General features: G+C 58.1%; 16 protein-coding genes, 1 tRNA gene and 3 pseudogenes. 14 read left to right on the top strand and 6 right to left on the bottom strand.

The window, feature by feature from the left end:
• The first annotated feature begins 303 nt into the window (after window positions 1-303).
• The 6 genes from ACS5Q8_RS01445 to ACS5Q8_RS01420 all read left to right on the top strand — a co-directional run bounded on the left by ACS5Q8_RS01445 (window position 304) and on the right by ACS5Q8_RS01420 (window position 8,694).
• Complete coding sequence (locus ACS5Q8_RS01445) at window positions 304-1,656, top strand: TolC family outer membrane protein (protein ID WP_276195853.1); 1,353 nt, start codon at window positions 304-306, stop codon at window positions 1,654-1,656.
• Between the two features lie 43 nt (window positions 1,657-1,699).
• Window positions 1,700-3,853, top strand: a complete 2,154-nt coding sequence (locus ACS5Q8_RS01440; protein ID WP_276195852.1) for a type I secretion system permease/ATPase — start codon at window positions 1,700-1,702, stop codon at window positions 3,851-3,853.
• Entirely contained in the window at window positions 3,843-5,219 is a 1,377-nt protein-coding gene (locus ACS5Q8_RS01435) for an HlyD family type I secretion periplasmic adaptor subunit (protein ID WP_426101859.1), read from the top strand. Before ACS5Q8_RS01440 ends, ACS5Q8_RS01435 begins: the two co-directional genes overlap by 11 nt.
• Before the next feature lie 130 nt (window positions 5,220-5,349).
• Window positions 5,350-5,425: transfer RNA gene (locus ACS5Q8_RS01430), tRNA-Thr, on the top strand.
• Window positions 5,426-5,537: 112 nt separating this feature from the next.
• Window positions 5,538-6,134, top strand: a complete 597-nt coding sequence (locus ACS5Q8_RS01425; RefSeq protein WP_426101857.1) for a DUF4145 domain-containing protein — start codon at window positions 5,538-5,540, stop codon at window positions 6,132-6,134.
• Between the two features lie 1,501 nt (window positions 6,135-7,635).
• Window positions 7,636-8,694 carry an AbiJ-NTD4 domain-containing protein gene (locus tag ACS5Q8_RS01420; RefSeq protein ID WP_426101855.1) on the top strand — a complete coding sequence of 353 codons (1,059 nt, stop codon included), beginning with the start codon at window positions 7,636-7,638 and terminating at the stop codon, window positions 8,692-8,694.
• A gap of 767 nt (window positions 8,695-9,461) precedes the next feature.
• On the opposite strand, the gene ACS5Q8_RS01415 is transcribed toward ACS5Q8_RS01420, so the two are convergent.
• Both ACS5Q8_RS01415 and ACS5Q8_RS01410 read right to left on the bottom strand, forming a co-directional pair.
• On the bottom strand, window positions 9,462-10,439 hold the full coding sequence (locus tag ACS5Q8_RS01415) for a hypothetical protein (RefSeq protein ID WP_426101853.1): 978 nt from the start codon (window positions 10,437-10,439) through the stop codon (window positions 9,462-9,464).
• Window positions 10,412-10,855 (bottom strand): annotated as a pseudogene (locus tag ACS5Q8_RS01410) (hypothetical protein); the annotation flags it as partial. The gene ACS5Q8_RS01415 and the pseudogene ACS5Q8_RS01410, both read right to left, overlap by 28 nt.
• A gap of 375 nt (window positions 10,856-11,230) precedes the next feature.
• Here ACS5Q8_RS01410 and ACS5Q8_RS01405 point away from each other — a divergent pair.
• The 4 genes and pseudogenes from ACS5Q8_RS01405 to ACS5Q8_RS01390 all read left to right on the top strand — a co-directional run.
• Entirely contained in the window at window positions 11,231-11,512 is a 282-nt protein-coding gene (locus tag ACS5Q8_RS01405; RefSeq protein ID WP_426101851.1) for a DUF3077 domain-containing protein, read from the top strand.
• A gap of 165 nt (window positions 11,513-11,677) precedes the next feature.
• Window positions 11,678-12,049 (top strand): annotated as a pseudogene (locus ACS5Q8_RS01400) (CHASE2 domain-containing protein); the annotation flags it as partial.
• 130 nt (window positions 12,050-12,179) lie between these two features.
• Window positions 12,180-12,743, top strand: coding sequence for a serine acetyltransferase (locus ACS5Q8_RS01395; protein WP_426101849.1), 564 nt, complete (start codon window positions 12,180-12,182; stop codon window positions 12,741-12,743).
• A gap of 38 nt (window positions 12,744-12,781) precedes the next feature.
• Window positions 12,782-13,054 (top strand): annotated as a pseudogene (locus ACS5Q8_RS01390) (peptidase M48); the annotation flags it as partial.
• Window positions 13,055-13,133: 79 nt separating this feature from the next.
• On the opposite strand, the gene ACS5Q8_RS01385 reads toward ACS5Q8_RS01390, so the two are convergent.
• From ACS5Q8_RS01385 to ACS5Q8_RS01370, 4 genes are all read right to left on the bottom strand, one after another.
• On the bottom strand, window positions 13,134-14,426 hold the full coding sequence (locus ACS5Q8_RS01385) for an OprD family porin (protein WP_247400213.1): 1,293 nt from the start codon (window positions 14,424-14,426) through the stop codon (window positions 13,134-13,136).
• Window positions 14,427-14,883: 457 nt separating this feature from the next.
• The gene (locus ACS5Q8_RS01380; protein WP_247400211.1) at window positions 14,884-15,099 is read right to left on the bottom strand and encodes a hypothetical protein; all 216 of its coding nucleotides are present in this window, start codon (window positions 15,097-15,099) and stop codon (window positions 14,884-14,886) included.
• 234 nt (window positions 15,100-15,333) lie between these two features.
• Window positions 15,334-16,440 (bottom strand): agmatine deiminase, encoded by a 1,107-nt coding sequence (gene aguA / locus ACS5Q8_RS01375; protein WP_465159765.1) that lies wholly within the window; start codon window positions 16,438-16,440, stop codon window positions 15,334-15,336.
• Between the two features lie 120 nt (window positions 16,441-16,560).
• Window positions 16,561-19,479: an aminotransferase gene (locus ACS5Q8_RS01370; RefSeq protein ID WP_465159764.1), complete on the bottom strand. Its 2,919-nt coding sequence runs from the start codon at window positions 19,477-19,479 to the stop codon at window positions 16,561-16,563.
• A 153-nt stretch (window positions 19,480-19,632) separates the two neighbouring features.
• On the opposite strand from ACS5Q8_RS01370, the gene rfbB reads away from it, so the two are divergent.
• The 4 genes from rfbB to rfbD are packed head-to-tail and all read left to right on the top strand — an operon-like array spanning window position 19,633 to window position 23,007.
• Window positions 19,633-20,715: a dTDP-glucose 4,6-dehydratase gene (rfbB, locus tag ACS5Q8_RS01365; RefSeq protein ID WP_276195841.1), complete on the top strand. Its 1,083-nt coding sequence runs from the start codon at window positions 19,633-19,635 to the stop codon at window positions 20,713-20,715.
• Window positions 20,712-21,587, top strand: coding sequence for a glucose-1-phosphate thymidylyltransferase RfbA (gene rfbA, locus ACS5Q8_RS01360; RefSeq protein WP_426101839.1), 876 nt, complete (start codon window positions 20,712-20,714; stop codon window positions 21,585-21,587). The genes rfbB and rfbA overlap by 4 nt, the downstream gene beginning before the upstream one ends.
• Window positions 21,584-22,129 carry a dTDP-4-dehydrorhamnose 3,5-epimerase gene (gene rfbC, locus ACS5Q8_RS01355; RefSeq protein ID WP_443696798.1) on the top strand — a complete coding sequence of 182 codons (546 nt, stop codon included), beginning with the start codon at window positions 21,584-21,586 and terminating at the stop codon, window positions 22,127-22,129. The genes rfbA and rfbC overlap by 4 nt, the downstream gene beginning before the upstream one ends.
• A complete protein-coding gene (gene rfbD / locus ACS5Q8_RS01350) occupies window positions 22,126-23,007 on the top strand; it encodes a dTDP-4-dehydrorhamnose reductase (protein WP_465159763.1) in 882 nt (293 codons plus the stop codon). The genes rfbC and rfbD overlap by 4 nt, the downstream gene beginning before the upstream one ends.
• Window positions 23,008-23,031: the final 24 nt, after the last annotated feature.

The raw sequence follows: 23,031 nt of genomic DNA, 5'->3' as shown, positions 1-23,031 counted from the left end.
AGACCGGCCTTTTTCTCTCGTGCCGATTCAATAGCTGGAGTACGTTAATCCCATGTAAAAAAATTTGGCGTCAATAATTTGTTGTTTCAAGCGGCAAATTACTTTTCCGTCAAGGTATTGACCTATTTGACGCCATCCTAAACAATCCGCCCGGTAATGTCACATTGATATTTAAGCGGCATCGCGACTTTCTGTTTGCACCGTCCAGCTCCAATGACGAGCAGTGATTTCGGTTGCCACTCCAATGCACTATCCAAGTCTGTTGCGGTTTTTCAGGCAACCAATCCCCAGGGAAGAATCACAATGCGTTTGCACTTATTCAAAGCTTTGCCTTTTGCTCTAGCCGCCAGTTTCGTACAGGCTCAAACCCTGCCGGAGGCCATGCAGAAAGCGGTGGAAGTTCACCCGGAGATCCAATCGGGTGTCAATGCACGCATTGCTGCTGACTACCAAGTCGACGCAGCCAAAGGCGGCTACCTGCCTAAAGTCGACTTGCTGGGCGGTTATGGCCGTGAAAGCTCGGACAACACCACTACCCGCGCGGCCAGCAACAGCCACGATTGGAAAACCTTGAACCGCGGCGAGTCGACCATTCGTCTGCAGCAAAACCTGTTCCAAGGTTTTGGCACCCAAAATGAAATCGGCCGCCAACAAGCCACCGCCAATTCCCGTGGCTATGCGCTGCTCAACACGACCGAGCGCACCGCCCTGACGGTCGCCCAGGTTTATCTGGATGTCTTGACCCGTCGCGAGATGGTGCAACTGGCAGAAGAAAACCTGAAAAGCCACGAACGTATTTTTGACCAGATCAAATTGCGCACCAGCCGTGGCGTCGGAAGAATGGCGGACATGGACCAGGCCGAAGCCCGCCTGGCTCAAGCTCGAAACAACCTGATCACCGAACAGACCAACCTGGCCGACGCCAATACCAACTATATGAGCGTGGTCGGCCAAGACCCCGACCAACTCGAAAAGCCACTGGGTATCGTGACCTTGCTGCCGGCCAGCCTGGATGAAGCACGCCGCCAGATGATTGCGGACAACCCGGCATTGCGCTCTGCCGAGTCGGATATCACCGCCGCTGAAAAGCAGTACGAATCCGCCAAGGCGACCTTCTACCCGCGCTTTGATGCCGTGCTGCAACGTTCGGCCAACGACAACATCGCCGGCGACCCAGGCCATGACAACAGCTATTCCGCCATGCTGAACATGCAGTTCAACCTGTTCAACGGCGGCAGCGACAAGGCCAACCTGCAATCCAAGGCCTCCCAGGCCACCCAGGCGCTGGATATCCGCAACAACGCCCTGCGTCAGTTGAACGAAGAACTGGGCCTGGCGTGGAACGCCTACAATAACGCCACCCAGCAAGTACCGATCGCGCAGGAATACGTGGACCGCAGCACGCGAGTACGTACCTCGTATCAACAGCAGTTCAGCCTCGGTGAGCGTACACTGCTCGACTTGCTCGACAGCGAGAATGAACTGTTCACCGCTCAGCAGCGCCTGGCGCAGATCAAAAACCTGCAGCTATATACGCAGTATCGAATCAAGGCCGACATGGGCCAACTGCTGAGAAGTCAGGGCGTGGTAGCGCCGATGGCATCGGTTGTGCAGAACGATATTAAACCGTCGGTAAACCTGCCAGGGATGAACTGATTCTTGACGGCGTTGGACCACTCAGCAGTAAGAGAGAGTCAGCTTGGATTCTGAAATAGGTGTGGCGCAACTCAACCATGACCCGCGCAGTCAGCATGACGACCCCCTGCTGGATGGGTTGTTGACACTCTGTTCACTGCATTACAAACCCGCCAGCCGCGCGATGCTGACCACTGGGCTGCCACTGGCGGCCCAGCGTCTGAGCGCCGAGTTGCTGCCGCGTGCAGCCGCTCGGGCGGGTTTGCAGGGCCGGTTGCTGCAACGCAAGCTGGAACAGATTCCGTCCATCGCGCTGCCCGCCATGCTACTGCTCAAGGGAGGGCGCAGCGCGGTGCTGTTGGGATGGGACGGTGACACGGCGCGCCTGCTGCTCAGCGAAAGCGACGGCGGCGAAGTACACGTTGCCCGTGAAGTATTGAGTCAAGATTACAGCGGTCGGGTATTTTTCGCCCAACCGCAGCATAAATTTGACATCACCAGCGGCACGCTGATCCCGCGCGCACGCTCGTGGTTTCGAGACACCCTCAAGCGCTCGCGCTGGCTCTACGCCGACGCGATCGCCGCGAGCCTGGTGATCAACCTGATCGCCCTGGCCGCACCGCTGTTCGTGATGAACGTGTACGACCGCGTAGTCCCTAACCAAGCCACCTCGACCCTGTGGGTGCTGGCTATTGGTATCTGCGGCGCCTACCTGTTCGACCTGCTGCTCAAGAGCCTGCGCAGTTTATGCCTGGACCTGGCGGGCAAAAAAACCGACCTGATCATTTCCGCGACGCTGTTCGAGCGCATCGTGGGCATGGCGATGAAAGTACGCCCGGCACGGGTCGGCAGCTTTGCGCAGAACATCCATGAATTCCAGGGGATGCGCGACTTCCTCACCTCGCTGACCCTCGCGAGCCTGATCGACCTGCCCTTTACGCTGATCATCCTGGTGGTGATCGCCATGCTCGGCGGCCACCTGGTGTGGATTCCGATCATCGCCTTCCCGCTGGCCCTGGGTATCGGCCACATGCTGCAAAAACCGCTGACTGCGACACTGGAGCGCACCATGGCCCTAGGCGCCGAGCGCCAGTCGAGCCTGATCGAAACCCTCGCCGGGCTCGATGCGGTCAAGGTCAATAACGCAGAAAGCGAACGCCAGTATCAATGGGAACATACTATTGGCACCCTCAGCCGCCTGGAACTGCGGGTCAAGGTGTTGTCCGGCCTGGCCATGAACATCACCTTGCTGATCCAGCAAGTGGCCGGCGTGGCGATGATCATTTTCGGCGTGTACCAGATCATTGATGGCGTCCTCAGCATGGGCGGCCTCGTCGCCTGCTACATGCTCAGCGGCCGCGCACTGGGCCCGCTGGCCCAACTGTCGGGCCTGCTGACGCGTTACCAGCAAGCCAAGGTGACGATGGTCTCGGTCGACCAGATGATGGAGTTGCCGCAAGAACGCAACTACGACGAACGCCCGCTCAGCCGCAAGGCACTGCAAGGCGCGATGACGTTCCGCGAAGTCGACTTCACCTACCCGAACCAACAGACCCTGGCACTGCGCGGCATCAACCTGAATGTAAAGCCGGGCGAGAAAATCGGCATCATCGGGCGCAGCGGCTCGGGTAAAAGCTCGCTGGCCAAACTGCTGGTCGGTCTTTACCAGCCGGATTCGGGCTCATTGCTGGTCGATGGCGTGGACATTCGCCAGATCGATGTCAGCGAATTGCGCCATAACATCGGCTATGTGGCCCAGGACATCCAACTGCTGGCCGGCACCTTGCGCGACAACCTCGTCTCGGGCGCGCGCTACGTGGATGATGAAATGGTGCTGCAAGCCGCAGAACTTGCCGGCGTGCATGAATTTGCCAGGCTGCATCCGCAAGGTTACGAACTGCAAGTGGGCGAACGCGGGCAAAACCTCTCCGGCGGCCAGCGACAAAACGTCGCCCTCGCCCGTGCGTTGCTGTTGAACCCACCGATCCTGCTGCTGGACGAACCGACCAGCGCCATGGACAACACTGGCGAAGAGCGCTTGAAACAGCGCTTGCAGTCGGTCATCGAAAACAAGACGGTGATTCTGGTTACGCACCGCGCCTCACTGCTGAGCCTGGTGGATCGCCTGCTGGTGATCGACCGTGGCCAGATACTCGCAGACGGTCCAAAAGCGGCCGTTATGGAAGCACTGAAAAAGGGGCAAATCAGTGTCGCTTAATTCCGGCCCACGCCGTTTGAAAGACGTCATCTTCGGCTATTTCAGGGGCACCGACTCGCTCGAAGACCAACCCTTGCCCGAAGTCGAAAAAGCCCTGGTCGACGACGCCCCGCGCATCGTGCGCCTGACCATTTGGGGCGTGATCGGCTTCTTTGTGTTCCTGCTGCTGTGGGCACACTTTGCGATCATCGATGAAGTGACCAAAGGCGAAGGCAAGGCGATCCCCTCCTCGCGCATCCAGAAGATCCAAAACCTGGAAGGCGGCATCGTCGCTCAGATCTACGTGCATGAAGGGCAAATCGTCGACGCCGGTGCGCCACTGGTACGCTTGGACGACACACGCTTTGCCTCCAACGTCGGCGAAACCGAAGCCGACCGCGTGGCCATGGAGCTGCGTGTGGAGCGCCTCAGCGCAGAAATCGAAAATCGCCCCCTGAATATCACCGAAGACGCGCGCAAAGCGGTGCCCAATCAGGCCTCGAACGAAGAGTCGCTGTACCTGAGCAGGCGCCAGCAACTGTCGGACGAAATCGGCGGGCTGCAACAACAACTGCTGCAACGCCAGCAGGAACAGCGTGAATTTGCGTCCAAACAGGAGCAATACCGCAACAGCCTGAGCCTGCTGCGCCAGGAGATCAGCATGTCCGAGCCACTGGTACAACAGGGCGCGATCTCGCCGGTAGAAGTGCTGCGTCTCAAGCGCTCCGAAGTGGAAACCCGCGGCATGCTCGACGGCACCACCCTGGCCATCCCTCGCGCCCAGGCCGCCATCAACGAAGTGCAACGCAAAATCGACGAGACCCGCGGCAAATTCCGCAGCGAAGCCCTGGGTCAACTGAATGAAGCGCGCACCAACCTGAGCAAGGCCCAGGCCACATCCAAAGGCCTGGAAGACCGCGTCAGCCGCACCATGGTCACCTCGCCCGTGCGCGGCATCGTCAAGCAAATGCTGGTCAACACCGTGGGTGGCGTGATCCAGCCCGGCAGCGATATCGCCGAAGTCGTACCGCTGGACGACACCTTGCTGGTAGAAGCCAAAATCCGCCCGCAAGACATCGCCTTCCTCCACCCCGGCCAGGAAGCGATGATCAAATTCACCGCCTACGACTACACCATCTACGGCGGCCTAAAAGGCAAACTCGAACAGATCGGCGCCGACACCGTGATGGATGAAGAGAAGAAGAACACCTTCTACCTCATCAAACTGCGCACCGACCGCAGCCACCTGGGCACCGACGACAAACCCCTACTGATCATCCCCGGCATGGTGGCCTCCGTGGACATCATCACCGGCAAGAAGAGCATCTTGAGCTACCTGCTCAAGCCGATCATCAAGTCCCGTGCAGAGGCCATGCACGAGCGTTGATCGGGGCAACTTGTTGCTGGAACAGCAGGTAAATGCAGGGCAATGTGCGAAAACTTGGGTTTTCGCAAAAATAGTCAGATTTCAGGGGTTTACAGAACTTTTTCAATCGCTATAATCATCGCCCTAACACGCCGGTATAGCTCAGTTGGTAGAGCAACTGACTTGTAATCAGTAGGTCCCGGGTTCGACTCCTGGTGCCGGCACCATTTAAAAACAAAGGCTTGCAGCGATGCAGGCCTTTGTTTTTTGTGTCAGACGTAACAAGGCACGTAACAAAAGCTGACTTGTATGTCGGCTTTCAGCCATCGGAGGCAATGTATGAAGCAGGAAGGCACCATTTCTCTTGAGCGTTGCCCCCACTGCAGCACCGCAAAGCCCAATCTGACGTATGCATCCCATTTTGAGACGAGCAACTCTAGCGGCAATTTCCGTCGCAATTGGGCTTGCTATGTCTGCAGAACGTGCGGTGGGGTAATTCTTACCACTGCCATGATTGACGAGAGAAGCAGGCCCCAGGCCATTCATGAGATGTGGCCAACGCCAGCTTCCGTAGACGCAACTATTCCTCAACGTGCCAAGCAATATCTTGAGCAGGCGATCGCCAGCATCCATGCGCCATCTGGAGCAGTCATGCTGGCTGCATCGGCTGTAGACGCGATGCTTAAGGAAAAGGGCCTCAAAGAGGGCAATTTGTACGGACGGATTAATCAGGCGGCAACTCAGCACCTGATCACCCAGGAGATGGCAGCCTGGGCACACGAAGTCCGACTCGATGCAAACGATGAGCGCCATGCAGACGAAGGGGCCGATTTGCCCAATACAAGCGATGCGACGCGCGCCACCGAATTTGCACTTGCCCTAGCTCAATTCCTGTTCGTTCTTCCGAGTCGAGTCGCAAGAGGTCTGGGCAAGTAATACTTCAAAGGAGCGCTGGCCAGGTTGTAATAGCCCGGCGTCCTGAGGAATAGTCCGCCCGAAATAGGGTCGCCGCTGTGAGTGTGCACGTCGAGCGTCCCCCCCACCCTATACACGGGAAAAAATTCTCCGGTGTGCACCTCAAAAGTGCGTCAGAAGTGTAAGTGAGATTTTAGAGCCTCTTCAAACCCTTACAAATCAATGGCTTGAGCCACAATAAAAATAGTAAGTCGACTGTAAGAACACCGTCTGAGCCACACAGTTTGGCACTGTAAGTGCGCACAGCAATAACCTATTGATTTATAACGACATTTCTTTAATGCGCTCTCAGCTGACGCTTTTAGACGGCACAACTGTAAGCGACGTACCCCACGGAATACGCGGGCTCCAGGACTTTCTTTCACCCGTAGACGCCACTTACGTGTCAGGAGGGGGTGACCCAGGAAATGTTTTTTTCGGGAACCTCGAAGGTATGCTGCAAACCACGCCCAGCCCTTTGACCGATCCGGAGAACAGCAATGAGTAAGCCCCACCCACAAGCAGCACTACCGAAGATCAGCGTCGTTAAAGACGATCGACATTGGCGCGTAGATTGGGACTATCAGGAAGCTCCGGAAAGCCGAATCCTTACCAAGAAGGCAGAGTTCTTAGACGGGTATGTTTGCGGCATCCTGGCTACCCTGGGACTCTCAGCAGGCGATCTATGCCGACCCTCGGCCCGCGTTGGCACAGTTAGGAGGGTGGAGGAGGCAACGGCATTAAAGCTGGCTCAACTGCTTAAAAGTCTCTTACACCCCGTGGTTGAGGAGGAACATTGCAGGCTGGTGAATGAGGCGAATCTCCCGCATATTCGTTTCCAGGCCGAGCGAGACGCAGTGAAAGCCTCTGAAACTCAGTAAACCTGATCCAGCCCCCGCCAGCAGCGGCTTGTAGCTCTTTACGCCCTCAGCCTTACTCAGAGCGCAGAACTCATGTTTTTGAGCTGCACTCAAAATGAAAATAGAGGTTTCGGCTTGTTTTCTTGGCGTGCGCTCAGGCCGGCCGGGGCATTTAGAATCTCATCATCACCGAGGACGTCGTGCCACGCGATGCAAGCGCATGACATTTCTCTGCAATACCTTTCACTTTGTGCAATCACCAAACGCCCCACAGCCCCCGCAGCGGGCTTGGGCGCGGGCATGGTTTGCACCACCACCTGGCTTTGCACAAAAAAGGGACGCAGAGCCCGTCGGCGGGAGGGGGATAAGTGCTTTTTCATAGCGATTTTTCTCGCCCTCAGACTTTTGTTTAGCTAAAAATGCGTGCACGTTGATTCGGTTTGAACAGAACGCACTATCTTGTTGTAGATCGGTAAACCCTCCAGCCAGGTCAACCGTGACGGGCAGCAAACGGCCAAGGGCGGATTGATACCTCGCCCCTTCGGAAGATTGCTTCAGATAGACCAGAGGCGCCCCGCCGGCCTCGAAGTCACCACTAAGTGCCGGAGCAAGAGAATTTAGCCATGCTTACTGATGTCTTCTTTCGCAGGTATGCGAATCGCCCAATGTTCGAAAGCGTCGGACAAAACGAATCTGCACTTTTTGTGCAGTCATACAGAATCGTCAACGAGCAGATTTGGAAGTACTACGGACACAGCCAGAAGGTCGACGAAGGCGTTAAGAAGACTTGGACTGATATTCACGACCGTTTGGCGATGGAGATCGGGCTCAAGGAACTGTCGCCGAGGTACTACTCCTATCAAACCGAGTATATGGGCAAGCCTCACACGAACTCGGGTTTGTACAATATCAACCTAGTGGTCGAGCAGTGGCTCAACCTCAAGTTTACTGCCGGCCTGGACCCCGACATGTTCGTCAAGCGCCGACTAAGCTTCGTCGAATTGGCCTTCCGCACCCGAGAGGAGCAGGTAGCTCAAGCAAATTCCGAGTTTCCGCGCCAGCTGGCCGACGCCGAAATTCAAGATAAGAAACCCAGGGGGTCCATGACAGTTCCTGGCTCGCGATGCAGCGGCGTTCGAGCTATTAATGAGCACTTGAACAGCACGTTTGCAGCCCATGTGAATGAGCTGAACGAGCGCCTAAAGCAAGCGGGTATGCCTCTGCACTATCACAATGGGTACTTGCAGATCACACAGGATGCGCAGCTTCAGGAACATGTCGAGCAGCCATTCTGGCTCTTGGTCAACGACGCTCAATGGAAGAACGTCAGCATAGACATGGCCGAGGCGATTGATCGCAGAGACACCGGTGGCCGAGACCCATCGTTCTATGCCGCCAAGGCACTGGAAAGCACGATCAAAATCATTTGCGAACTCAAAAAATGGACTACCAATCATGAGAAAGGTGTGTCTGATTTCCTGAATCATCTTGAGAGTAAAGCGAATGGCGCATTCATAGATGGCTGGGAACGGCAATCAATGCAGCGGTTTTACAGCGACGTGCGAAACGACTTGGGACATGGACCCGGCTCAAAAGACATGCCGAACTTCACAACGCAGCAGATAGATCAAACCATCGAGTTTTGCATGTCTTGGGTCAAGAGCTTGATCAAGCGGCTATAGAAGCAGGGGCCGATGGCCCCTGCTGTGCTGCGCTACAACTGCTGAAGGATTCTGATCAAGCGGATCGACCAATACGCGGTCTGCAATGCTCGAATCAGCTCTTCAGGAAGGTATCGGCTAATGAATGACTTCATTGGCAAAAGCTCCAAGGGAAAACAAAAAGCTGTGCTTCTATAAAAGAGCCCACAGCACTTCCCACTCGTTTAGTGACTCACCCTGTAACGTTGCAAACAATATGCTTACAACGTTTACTTTTAATCGCACCAATTACGCTAATGCAACTTACGCAACTTTAGCCATTTATGGTCAACCGTTTCGGGTTGACGGGTTCGTCACATAGCCATACCCTTTGAGATTCCGGTAACAAAGAAGTACAGCTTCGAATGGTTGAGGGATGCTACCACAGCCATTCTGCGAGCAACCAGCCAGCCTGGTGCATCTTAGAAGCACAATAAAGCCCGCGTCTAAGCGGGCTTTGTCGTATCTGGTGCTGTGAGATCACGCATTTTTGAGCACCGCCTCCTGCAACATAAGGGTTTGACTGGGATCTTGCTTATATTTGTAAACCGTATTCGGTTTACAAGGTAAACACTTGTAAACACCACTACCGCCCAGCATTTCAGACGAACGGTAATGCAATGTTTTATTCTAGAATTTTACATCTACTGACTACGACACTTATGAGGCCCTCATGAGGCCCTCATTACTCCCCATTAAGACTTAAACGACATTCACTGCTCTGTAAACCGAGCGAGCTAATTATCTTTTTATAGAGTAATCATCTTTAACTTCGCACCTAATGCTCCTGCTTTAACTGCATTTCCGTTGAAAGCCACAGCATCACTTGGCGCCGGCGTTGGACCCGGTGTGTGAGTATGCGCAGCCAGTTGCGCGCTCAACTGCTGCACCAGGTCGAGCAAATCACACAGCACCTGCAGCACGCTCACCCCTTCGGATCCCAACCAGATCTTGGGCGCGACTAGCCGCTGGCTGACCGCCGCCACGCTCTTACGCAGCCCCTGAATACTTTCCTCCATATCCCCACCCACCGTGGCGTTATGCTTCTGCCCTACCACCAGGTTCAAATCCCGCCCGGTTGCCTGGTGCAAATCATCCACCGCAGCCAGGCTCGCAGACCCACCCGACAGCAGCTTGAGCGCGCCCAGCGCCTCGATCGTCTTGATCCCACCCACTGACTCTGTGGAATGGTCGTCCACCGTCCTAGTGTGATTCTGGAACGTCTCAATATTCCCCATAGCCTCTACTTCCCGCTCGATCGCCTTGTCCCGGATCTTGCCGTCAGTCTGGCGCAGCCAGTTGCCATCGGCGTCAACGCGCTGCTGACAGGCTTCGCTGTGCTGCCACACCTGGTCGCCCTTCGGCACGCTGGGCATGCTCAACCCGTGGGGCAGGATCGTTTGGATATAGGGCTTGTGCGGCAGGCCGTAGGCAAAGCACACCACTACTTGGGTGCCCTCTTCCGGGAAGGCATAGATGCCCATCTCTTCGCCACCGGTGGGCAGTGGCAACGGCACGCCTGCCAGGATCGGCAGCTTGGTGTCTGGCTCGCCGTCTGGCCCCATGACCTCGATGTCGACCGCATAGCGCGGGCGGAAGTCGTCACAGATCCCGGCGCCGGCCGGAGCGTCGGCCACGGCGACAACCCGGGCAAAGCGTGGCAGGTGGTAACCGCCGGTGAGTTCAGGGAATTGTCGTTCTACGCTGCGGCGGATTGCGTCGTCCATCGGATGGCCATCTGGTTGTCGATGAGCGCCGCACTGGTGATTCGCTCGCCGTGGTTGATCGTTGCACCTGGTCGCAACCCGGGAAGGGCTGCAATCATTGCGCTTTGGTTGCCCTGGTAGCCGTCGAACAGCTCCACCGGCAGCTGCAGCGGCGAGCGAACGCCAAAGAAGCTGTCGGCCCAACTGCCCACAAACACTTCCCCGTCACCCTGCTGCTGCCAGATGAAGTCGGGGATGTTGAAAACCCGGGCCAGGCTGTCCATGGCTTGGTATCCGGCAGCCAGGCTGTAGAAGAATGGCGCCTTGACCCCGGCGTAAGGCCGTTCCGGGACGCGAAAGCGAAGGCCGGTGTGCTGGCTGATTTCGACCAAGACGGCGCGCAGGTCGACTTGGCGCAGGTTCAGCGGTAGCGGGTTTCCGGCGTCCGTGTTCATACCTTTCCCGCATGCAACGTTGTGGAGCAATAAGGCTCAAACCACAGACGGATAGCAAAACCACCAATCTATTTTCCTGATTGCTCCCCACCGCTCACCACGCTACCCTCCACTCTGTCGCTGCCAATTCAGCGATCGGGCCTGAGAACCCCGCAAGATGCAGGCGCACCAAGCGCCCCAAAACCCGATTTGCAGGCGTTTTTTTTCGCCCACCATTTCGTGCAATGGCGGCTGTGCGTGGGAGACCTTCGGGTCTGCCGGGTTCCTGTATCTCCGGTTTCTCAGCCTGCGCACAGCTGCCACCCATTCGCCTGAGAACGAACGTGGTAGCTCTCACTTGATATGGGAGTTTTACCAATGACCGCTACAAATCCATCTGCATTAACCACCCTCGGTGTCACCCCCTTCTCCTTTCACTCCGACCAACCTCTGTTCCGCGTCAACAGCGGTGTTTCTCTGCATGAAGCCTTGCACCACGTCTCCGACTTACTCCATGTCGCCAAGCTACTCGCGGAAGATGCGGCGATGGTGCGGGAGACGGATCGTTATGCCTGGGCGTCGCATTATCTGCAGGAGATGAGCAAGGCGGTGATTGATGACGTGGTGAAGGTGTTGGCGTCGCCTTGCAACGCTGAGTAACGGTCTCCAAGCCCCACACAAAACGCCTCGGACGGCACAGACCAAGGCGTTTCAGTTTACGGAGGCAACCCACGCACAGAAATATGGCACTTCGCCACCACCCCAATTGACACCCCCTCCCCACCACGTTAAAACCCCTGTCTTGCTTGTGCTTTTTATCAAGACATGGATGTTGTCGACCCCCCGCTGTTCAAACATCGCCGCTATTGGCTGGCCGCCATCATCGCGCAGCTGGCGATCCTCGATTCTTTCGGCCTGGCCAGTTCCAGCGACAAGGCGTCGGCGCAGTGGCTCAACCGTATGTTCGCCTGTCACTACGCCAATGACGGCTAGCAGCGGGTGGCGGTGGTGTTGATCGATGATGCGCACCTGATGCGCAACGCAACCTCCTGGCCGATGCCCTATGGCGAGCAGAGCAAGTTGTTCAAGCGCTTGCCGGCGTTCAAACCCAAGGCGGTGTTTGTGGATTTGCTGTATAGCCATGACCACTCTTTCGGCGATCCGGCACGGGGCAGTCAGTTACTGGCGAATGTGTTCGGGAAATAGGGGTCTGACCCCGTTTTCACAACGAGATTTGTGCAACGCCTCGGGCTCGCCGTGGTTGCGGCCTGAGGCTCACCTGCAACCGCTTACTCGCGGACGACTTATTGATGATGGGAAAGAAATCGTGAATCTGGATCAGTTGTTTGAGTGTTGGCGACTTGAAGTATCAAACAAGAAGCGGGTGGGAAGCCGGATAGGGCTGTTCTCGAACATCGTTCGCCGGGCCAGAAAGGACAACAAATTGCGCTTCCTGTTCTCTTTCCGGCTTGCCCAGTATCTCAATGGGAAGGGTGGATTCTGGGCTGCACGCGCACGCCGGATGCAGCAAAAGCTGAATCTCAAATACGCGGTTGATATCGACCTTGGCGCGGTGATTGGTCCTGGGCTGAGAATTGCGCATCTACCAGGTGTTGTGATCACCGGCCACGCCAGGATCGGCCGTAACTTCTTCATTCGGCAAAACACAACTGTGGGTGTCAAAACGCTTGGGCTGGACCATTACGATCTGAGGATCGGCGACAACGTCAGCGTGGGGGCAAACAGTTGCATCATCGCTGACAAACTGGTGGTGGGAGACAACGCCACTATCGGGGCGATGTCCCTGGTCAACAAAGACGTGCCAGCGGGTTGCGTCTTCTACAACAAACGGGAAGCATCGACCAGCCCCTCCACGCCGCCGCATAGCTGACGCCGTTGGCAAGGGGAAATAGGGGTCTGACCCCGTGTTTACAGGCCATCAAGGACCGGAGCCTCGCAGGCCCGTCGACCTATGACCTGATGATCAGCGACCACCTCAAGCGCGGCGATGGCAAATCGGCGCTGGCGATGATCGACAAGGCCGAACGCAACCTGGGCTCGGAAGAACGGTTCATCACCGAGAAGTTGCTGGCCAACCAGCAATTGCAGAACGCGCAGCAGGCGCAAACCGTGCTGCGCAAGTGCGAGCAATACCCGACCCGCAAGGCAAACTGCAAGAAACTGGCGCCGGCCAAAGCCTGAGGTTGACCCACCGACATAAAAAAACCCCGAACCAGTCGGGGTTTTTTATCGCCTGCAATCAGGCGCGACGCCGGATCAATTAGAAAACGTTGATCGGGTAGTCGACGAACAGACGGTATTCGTTGCCGCCTACGTTGTAATCACTGGCGTTGTTGGAAACGCGCAACCACGAGGCACGAGCACGCAGGCTCAGGTCTTTGACCGGGCCGCTCTGAACGATGTACTTGAACTGGTTCCAGATTTCACGCTCGGTGCCATCGCCACGGCCGCTGCCGTCGTCGATGTTGGTACCGCGAACGTAAGCCACGTTGTAGGTCAAGCCAGGCACACCGAAGGTAGCGAAGTCGATGCCGTAGGCCGCTTGCCACGAACGCTCGTCCTTGCCGTTGAAGTCGGACCAGTAGGAGTTGGCCAGCAGGATGGTGTTGCCACCGTCGCCGATGCCGGTCTCGTTAGTGTTGTCACGGTAGCCGCCGTACAGATAACCGGTGTCGCCAGTGCTGCGCTGGTGGGCCAAGGTGAAGCTGTGCGGACCAACGGCCCATGTGGCGCCCAGGCTCCAGATCTTGTTGTCGCGCGCGTCTGCATCGCCACGTTGCTCGGCGAAGCTGCGATCCAGCTTGGTTTTGTAGCCGTTGAAGTCAAACGTCAGCGACTGCTTTTCTGGCAGGGCCAGCACGTAGTTGACGTTGACGTATTGCTTCTTCAGCACGTCTTCCATGTCGGAGGCATACAGCGCTGCAGACAGGCTTTCGGTGAACTTGTAGCTGCCGCCCAAGTAGCTGATGTTCTTCAGGTTGCCGCTATCGGTGCCTTCAGCACTTTTGCGCGCTTCCTTGGTGAAGTGACCCGCGTCCAGTTGCAGACCTTCGATCTCTTTGGAAACGATCGAGGTACCGGTGTAGGTTTCCGACAACAGACGAGAGTTGTCGTAAGCCAGCACGGGCACGTTCGGGAACTGGTCACCGTACTTGAGCACCGTGTTGGAAAGGCGGAACTTCACCGCCGCGCCGCCTTTGGCCAGGTCGTTGGCGGCTGAGCCGCTGTCGCCTTGCTTGAAGAAGTCGATACCGCCCGCGCCGCTGCGGCCTTTACCGCCGTCCAGGCGAATGGCGTACTGGCCAATCACGTCCACACCCACACCGACGGTGCCTTGGGTGAAGCCGGACTCAAACTTGCCGATGAAGCCCTGGCCCCATTCGGCTTTGTCTTGCTTGCCGTTCTTGTAGTCACGGCTGATGTAGGCGTTACGTGCTGCGATGTTCAGATGGCTGTCTTCAACGAAACCCTTGGATTGTTCCTGGTCGTTTGCCATTGCTGTCGATGCGCTCAAAATCCCCAGAGCGATCAGACTCATCCGTTGTTTCAACATTTTTTTTATTCCTTATTACTGATTGAATACGCGCTACGACACCAAGCTCCTTTTTGCTGTTTTGGTGTCGACTTTTTCCGAAAAAAAGAAAGCCCGCGGACGACTTAACTGCCGCGGGCCTTTTTTTATTGGTTGAGTCATGGCTGTTAGCCACAGGCGTTGGACGCAATGCTAGTCTCGCGCTGAACTATGTGTCAATTTCGCGAATCGTCTGTATTTAGGCAAAAAAATTCTAAGCCACGGCCTACAGCGCTTTAGCCATCGCCTGGAAATCTCATCCATACAGAAAAAATACGTATTTAGTAACGTATTTTTCAAGTCAGACGTTTGGGAAGACATAACGCGTGCAAATTGAATTGGGCGCTTGCGCGCGGTCGGTGTCGGTCAGCCACTTATTCAGTGGAGGGCACACCGCAATGGCGAGCAAGCTCACTCGCACATTTTGATAGGCGCGCTCCTAGTTGTGCATCAATTCACACAATGCATGCATTTCATCCTCGCTGAAAAAACCAGCCGGGTAGCGCTCATTCATCACGCTGCGTAAATCTGGCTGCTGCCTGATCTGCCGTGAGCCGTGTGTCTTCAACCAGAGCGCCAGCGCATGAATTTCGTCACTGTTGACCCGCACGGGGTGGAACGTGCGCGCGTGCATCACGTCGATATTGGCATTCATTTCAGCGCTCTCTCCTACTGCGTGAGCGGCTAACTTACTCAAGGTTTATGACAGAACTGCGCAGTCATCACCGTGAGCTACTGTGACAATGCCAATACAAGAGCTATGCCAATGTGCCGTGTTTATAGGCAATCGGACACAAAAAAGCCCACGGCCTTACGGGGCCGCGGGCTTGTTGTGAACGCTAAAAACGGCTGGCGCCCGCTCGCCGTTCCGGCGTTGTTACAACTGCACTCAATTTTTCTGCGGGGCAGGCTGTTGTTGGGTCAGGCAATGGATATTACCCCCACCCAGTAACAGTTCGCGGCCCGGCACCATCACCACTTCGTGCTGCGGGAACAGGTTCTGCAGGATTTCCCGGGCCTGGCTGTCCAGCGGGTCGTCGAAGCTCGGCGCGATGATGCCACCGTTGACGATCAGGAAGTTGACGTAGGAACCGGCCAGACGCACGCAAGGATTGCGCTCCTGGCTGCCGTCCACCGGGTCCACACCCGCGCACTCTTCCTCGGTGGCATAGAGCGGCCCCGGAATCGGCATTTTATGCACTGTGAACGAGCGTCCCTGGGCATCAGTGCTGCTTAGCAGCACGTCCATGGCCGCGTGGCAGCGGGAGTAGTTCGGGTCTTGCGGGTCGTCGGTCCAGGCCAGTAAAACTTCGCCTGGGCGCACATAGCAGCAGAAGTTATCCACATGGCCATCGGTTTCGTCGTTGAACAGACCGTCCGGCAACCAGATGATCTTATCCACAGCCAAGTTGGCGCTCAGCACCGCCTCGATAGCTTCGCGGTCGAGATGCGGGTTGCGATTGCGGTTGAGCAGGCATTCTTCTGTGGTGATCAGGGTGCCTTCGCCGTCGACATGAATCGAACCGCCTTCCAGCACAAACCCTTCGGTGCCGTAGCGCGGCGCGCGCTCGATCCCGAGAATCTTGCCGCCGACCTGCGCGTCACGGTTCCACGGTGCATACAGGCCACCGTCAAAACCGCCCCAGGCGTTGAAATCCCAGTTCACGCCGCGCACTTCGCCACTGTTGTTGATCACGAAGGTCGGGCCGGTGTCACGCACCCAAGCGTCGTCGCTGGACATTTCCACCACCCGGATATTGGGCACATCCAAACGGGCGCGGGCGTTTTCGTATTGGCCGGCGGAAACCACGACAGTGACCGGCTCAAAACGCGCGATGGCCTTGGCCACTGCCACGTGCGCGGCCTGCGCCGGCTTGCCACCCAGGCGCCAGTTGTCCGGGCGCTCGGGCCAGATCATCCAGGCCTGGGTCTGTGGCGCCCATTCGGCAGGCATATGAAAGCCATCGGCGCGAGGTGTGCTGTGCAGGGTGGTCATGGCAATCAGGGCTCCGAAAGGGTGAAAGCCGACTTTATAGCGGATAAAAATCGGCCTTAACAGCATCAAAAGAACATAGTCGATAAATATGACAGCAAATAACCGATAACAATCGATTATTTACAGCTGTTCATCCAACACCTTCGACAGCATGTCGACAAAGAAATCCACACTGCGTTTGGAAGTAACCATCGGCGGCTTGATCTTGAGAATGTTCAGGTAGTCGCCGGTCGGTTGCATGAAAATCCCCAGCTCACGCAAGCGGTCGCACAGCAGTGTGGTCTCTTCGGTGGCGGGTTCCAGGGTATGCCGGTCGCGCACCAGCTCCAGGCCCAGATAGAAACCGGAGCCGTGAACGGCGCCGACCAACGGATGACGGTCGATCAGGGCTTCCAGGCGCGCCTTGAAATGCGCACCGACCACTTGGGCGTTTTCCCAGAGCTTTTCTTCCTCCATCACATCCAGCACCGCCATGCCGATCCGGCAACTGACCGGGCTGCCCCCCGATGACGAGAAGAAATACCCCTCGGCCTCCAGCGCCTCGGCAATCTCCCGACGGGTGATCACCGCCCCCAACGGCTGACCGTTGCCCATGCCCTTGGCCATGGTGATGATATCGGGCACCACGCCCTGCTCTTCAAAGCCCCAGAAGAAATGCCCCATGCGGCCATAACCCACCTGCACTTCATCGGCGATGCACACACCGCCCTGGGCGCGCACCAACGCATACACCTGCTGCAAATAGCCCGGCGGCAGGGAGATACCCCCGGCATTGCCATACACCGGCTCACAGATGAAGCCGGCCAATTGACGTTTGCTTGCGGCGATTTTCGCCAGGTTGTGCTCCACACTTCGCACGTAATCCGGCGCGCTGTCCTGCCCGCGGAACTCGCCGCGATAGGTATTGGGCGCGGTCACCGGATGCACCCACTCCGGACGACTGCTCAGGGCCTTGGGGTTGTCGGCAATCGACGTGGACACCGCGTCCGCCGCCACCGACCAACCGTGGTAGGCCTCCAGCACACTGAGCATGTCGCGCCCACCGCTGTAGGCCCAGGCCAGGCGGATCGCCAGGTCATTGGCTTCGGTGCCGCTGTTGACCAGGAAGACCCGATCCATGCCGTCCGGCGCCAGCGCCAGCAAACGCTCGGAGAATTCGGCAATCGCCGCATAGTGAAAGCGCGAGTTGGTGTTAAGCAGCGACCACTGCCGCGCTGCCACCGCCGCCATGCGGGGGTGCCCATGGCCGAGCACGGCCACGTTGTTGAGCATGTCCAGATAGGAGCGGCCCTGCATGTCGATCAGGTGGTTGCGCCAGCCCCGTTCGATGCGCGGCGGGTCGACGTAATAGTGCTTCTGCGAGCGCGCGAAGCTGGCGTCGCGGCGCGCCAGCAGGGCTTCAGGGTCGAGTTCGGGTTCGGCATCGCAGGCCAGCCCCAGCAGCGCCGAGGGTGACGGGCATAGCGCTTGCCACGCCAATGCTCGGCTCGGCGTGCAGAACAAAGGCGGTTCAAGATCGGCGCGGCACCATTGCACGGTCAGGGGGGCGTGGACCTCCCCCAGCATTTGCCCTTCCACCACCGTCGAACCCGCTTTCAACAGGGTTTTTACGCCCCACAACCGCAGGCTCAACGGGCCGTTCTGCACACACAACAGGCCATCGGCGCCGACATGCAGCACCCCGGCGAAAGGCGCTTCCACCGCTGTGCCGTGGGGCAGGTGCAACTCGACATGCAGCGGGAGCGTCTGCGGCTCTGTGGCGCTGTCTGGGTTCGTGCGCGACAAACGGTATTGGCCGTATCGACTGGCCGCCAACCCGTGCACCGCCGCGGCCTCGTCCAGTAACCGCCGGTCAATCCCGGGTTGTTCCCAATTGCCCGCCTCGAAGTGCGGGCTGAGCACCCCCAGGTCGATCAGCGCGAACTCACGCCCCACCAGCCCCGGCAAGAGCGGCGCAAACCCCTCGCTAGCGATCGGCGGCAGCGTCTGCCCGACACTGCACAGGATCGCCGCCTCCATCAATTCAAACGGCACCGACGTCGCAACGTGGAAAATTTCCCACTCATGCTCGGCGTTTTTCAACAGGTAGTCGTTATCGGGATCAAGGCGTTGCTGCTGTTCGCTGCTGAGTACCAGCACCGCCGCACGGGCGACGATCAGCGGCCACAGCGCCTGTAATTCTGCGCGCTGCAAAGGCGTAACGGCGTGACAAGCCTGGACTGCCGGCAAGATGGCAAAGGGATCACCCTCGGCATGGTGCAACAGCGCGGCACAGGTCACCGACAGGTCGGCGATGCGCCAGGTATGCGCCAGATCGCCGAAATCGATCACCCCCTGGACTTGCCAATGGCGCAGGGCATCGCGCTGCCAGACCACATTGTCATCGGTGATGTCCATGTGTACCGCTTGCCACGGCAAGTGATCCGCCAGGGGCCGAATGCGCGTACCAACTTGCTCGGCCACTTGCTCCAATGCGGCACGGTGGGGCAGGTCTGGCAGGTCTGGCAGGGTCGCCAGCAGGTGGCTGATCAGTTCCTGAGCGTGGCGCGGGTCCCATTGCAGGGTCCGTTCCAGGCCTGGGTGAGCGAAATCGGCCAGCGCCTGGCTCATCCGCCCGCACAATTCACCGAAACCTGCGATGACCTCGCGGCCCACGTGAGGCAGGTGGGTCAAGGGTTGGCCGTCGATGTAATCCAACAGCCGCAGGTGCAGGGTTTGCCCGTCGACGGTCACGGTCAGCAGGTCTTCACCGGTCAGGGCCTTGATCACCCGTGGGACGCGCAACCTGTCCTGTGTCTGCAACGTGCGGAGCGCGGCGTGCTGGGCGTGCAGTTCAACAGCGGCGTAGTCGCCCAGGCAGATTTTCAGCACAAACCGGCCACCGTCGCTGTCGACCCTGTAGTTGAGGTCTTGCTGGCTGCCCAGGGACCGTAAGGTGCCCGTGAGGCCGTAATGCTGCTCAAGTAACCGTACCGCCTGGTCGGGCCCCACTTGTGGGCAGGGCAGGCTGGCGCGATGGATCAACGTGGCGAGCAACATGGGGCGACCTCGGGTTTTTATCAGGTACTTATATCGCCATTATTGAGGGGGATTAGGCAACCCCCCTCGCATACCGTGCTTGCGCCGCCTTGTCGCACAACTCAAGCTATGCCCCATTCGCTTAATGTCCGTCTAAGGAAAAGGCCCTCCGACATGCGCATTCTTGTTACTGGCGGCGCTGGTTTTATCGGCTCGGCCCTGATCCGCCACCTGATTCAACACACCGAGCACGAAGTGCTCAACCTGGACAAACTGACCTACGCCGGCAACCTGGAGTCGCTGACCAGCATCGCGTCCAACAGCCGCTACGAGTTCGTCCAGGCCGATATCGTCGACCAGGCCACCGTCAGCGCCGTACTCGCGCGCTTCGAGCCCCAGGCGATCATGCACCTGGCAGCCGAGTCCCATGTCGACCGTTCCATCGACGGCCCGTCGGATTTCATCCAGACCAACATCGTCGGCACCTACAGCCTGCTGGAAGCCGCCCGCGCCTATTGGCAGACGCTCGCAGAGCCTGCCAGGAGCGCGTTCCGCTTCCACCATATTTCCACCGACGAGGTGTACGGCGACCTGCACGGCGTGGACGATCTGTTCACGGAAACCACGCCCTACGCCCCCAGCTCGCCCTACTCGGCCAGCAAGGCCGCGTCCGACCACCTGGTTCGCGCCTGGCAGCGCACGTATGGCCTGCCGGTATTGCTGACCAACTGCTCGAACAACTACGGGCCGTTTCATTTCCCCGAGAAGCTGATCCCCCTGGTGATCCTCAACGCCCTCGCCGGCAAGCCGTTGCCCGTGTATGGCGATGGCTTGCAAGTCCGTGACTGGCTGTTCGTCGAAGACCACGCCCGCGCGCTGCTCAAGGTGGTAACCGAAGGCGTGGTCGGTGAGACCTACAACATCGGCGGCCACAACGAGCAGAAGAATATCGACGTGGTGCGCAGCATCTGCGCCCTGCTGGAAGAGCTGGCTCCGCAACACCCGACCGGTGTCGCGCGCTTCGCCGACCTGATCACCTTCGTCAAGGACCGCCCCGGCCACGACCAGCGCTACGCCATCGATGCCAGCAAGATCGAACGCGAGTTGGGCTGGGTGCCGGAAGAAACCTTTGAAACCGGGCTACGCAAAACCGTGCAGTGGTACCTCGATAACCTGGAATGGTGCCGCAGGGTCCAGGACGGCAGTTATCAGGGCCAACGATTGGGCAACACAGACATGAAGGATCTAATTGCATGATGAAGGGAATCGTATTGGCCGGCGGCTCCGGCACCCGTTTACACCCCATTACCCTGGGCGTGTCCAAGCAACTGTTGCCGGTGTATGACAAGCCGATGATCTACTATCCGATCTCGGTGCTGATGCTCGCCGGAATCAAGGACATCCTGGTGATCTCCACACCGGTGGACTTGCCGCAGTATCGCAACCTGCTGGGGGATGGCAGCCAGTTTGGCGTGCGTTTCACCTATGCCGAGCAGCCGTCTCCAGACGGTTTGGCTCAAGCCTTCATCATTGGCGAAGAGTTCATCGGCGACGACCCCGTGTGCCTGATTCTGGGCGACAACATTTTTCACGGCCAACACTTCGGTGATCAACTGCGCACCGCCGCCAAACGCCCGTCAGGTGCCACCGTGTTCGGCTATTGGGTCAAAGACCCAGAACGTTTCGGCGTAATCGACTTCGACAAGGAGGGCCGTGCCCTGTCTATCGAAGAGAAGCCGGCGAAGCCGAAATCCAGCTATGCCGTGACTGGCCTGTATTTTTACGATAACGATGTGATCAGGATCGCCAAAGCGGTCAAGCCTTCGCCACGCGGAGAGCTGGAGATTACCGATATAAACAATGCCTATCTCCAACGCGGTGACCTGCATGTAGAGCGCTTCGGCCGTGGCTTTGCCTGGCTCGACACCGGCACCCATGACAGCCTGCTCGAAGCCTCGACCTATGTGCAGACCATTGAGCACCGTCAAGGACTGAAAGTGGCGTGCCTTGAAGAGATCGCTTACGAGAATGGCTGGATCGATCGTGAGCATCTGCTGGAACGCGCCAAGTACTTCGGCAAAACCGGCTATGGACAATATTTGTACACGCTCGCCGGGGATACCGAATGAATGTGACCGCCACTGAGTTGCCCGGTGTATTGATCATCGAGCCGAAGGTTTTTGGCGATGAGCGCGGCTTTTTCTACGAGAGCTTCAACACCAGGGACTTTGCCCAGGCCACAGGGTTTCAAACGCAATTTGTGCAGGACAACCACTCGCGCTCGCAAAAAGGCGTGCTGCGGGGCTTGCACTATCAGATCGAACACGCCCAGGGCAAACTGGTACGCGTGACGGCGGGTGAAGTATTGGATGTGGCGGTGGATATCCGCCGCAGCTCACCTAATTTCGGCAAATGGGCAAGCGTGCGCCTATCTGCCGACAATAGCCGCCAACTGTGGATTCCACCGGGGTTCGCCCACGGCTTTGTGGTACTCAGCGACTACGCCGAGTTTCTCTACAAGACGACTGATTACTACACGCCTGCTGCAGAGCGTTGCATTCGCTGGAACGACGCCGAACTCAACATCGATTGGCAGTTGGACGGCGCACCGACATTGTCGGCCAAGGATCAGAACGGCAAAGACCTGAAGGACGCGGAGCTGTTCCCTTGAGCGGCCACCTTAAAATCCTGATCACCGGCCAACACGGCCAACTCTCTCAAGCGCTGCAACAACGGCTCCAGGGCCAGGGCGAACTCATCGTGCTGGGCCGCGACAGGCTGGACTTGGCCCACGTTGACCAGATCCGCGAGCAAGTGCGCGCCCATCGCCCCGACCTGATCATCAACGCCGCAGCCCACACTGCGGTCGATCAGGCCGAAAGCGAGCCGGACGTGGCCTTCGCGGTCAACGCCACCGCGCCCGGCGTCCTCGCCGAAGAAGCCAAGGCCTTGGGCGTGCCGCTGATCCACTACTCCACCGACTACGTGTTTGACGGCAGCAAACCTGCGCCTTACACCGAAACCGACATCCCCAACCCGTTGGGCGTCTACGGCCAGAGCAAGCTCGCCGGTGAGCAGGCGATCGCGGCCGCGGGGGGCGAATACCTGATCCTGCGCACCAGTTGGGTCTACTCCCTTCACGGCAAGAACTTCCTGCTGACCATGCAGCGCCTGCTGCAAGAAAAACCGCAGATGCGCATCGTCGCCGACCAGATCGGCGCGCCGACCTGGGCCGGCACCATCGCCAACAGTACCCGCGCGTTGATCGAGCGCTGGCAGGCCGGGCAGGCGGGCGACTGGGGCGTCTATCACCTGACCGCCCAAGGCGAAACATCGTGGTTCGGCTTCGCCCAGACGATTGGCGAGCACCTGCGCGCCGCTGGCCAACCCTGCGCCGAATTGGAAGCGATCCCGTCCAGCGCCTACCCGACGCCGGCCAAGCGCCCACTGAACTCGCGCCTCGATTGCAGCCGCCTGCAACAGCAGTGGCAGGTCAGCCAACCGTCGTGGCAAGACGCATTGCGCGAGTGTCTTGCACGGCAGCACTAGGCATAATGCGCCGGTACCCTCAGG

Source organism: Pseudomonas sp. PAMC25584, assembly GCF_058135675.1.
This window is presented reverse-complemented; position numbering and strand designations above follow the sequence as displayed.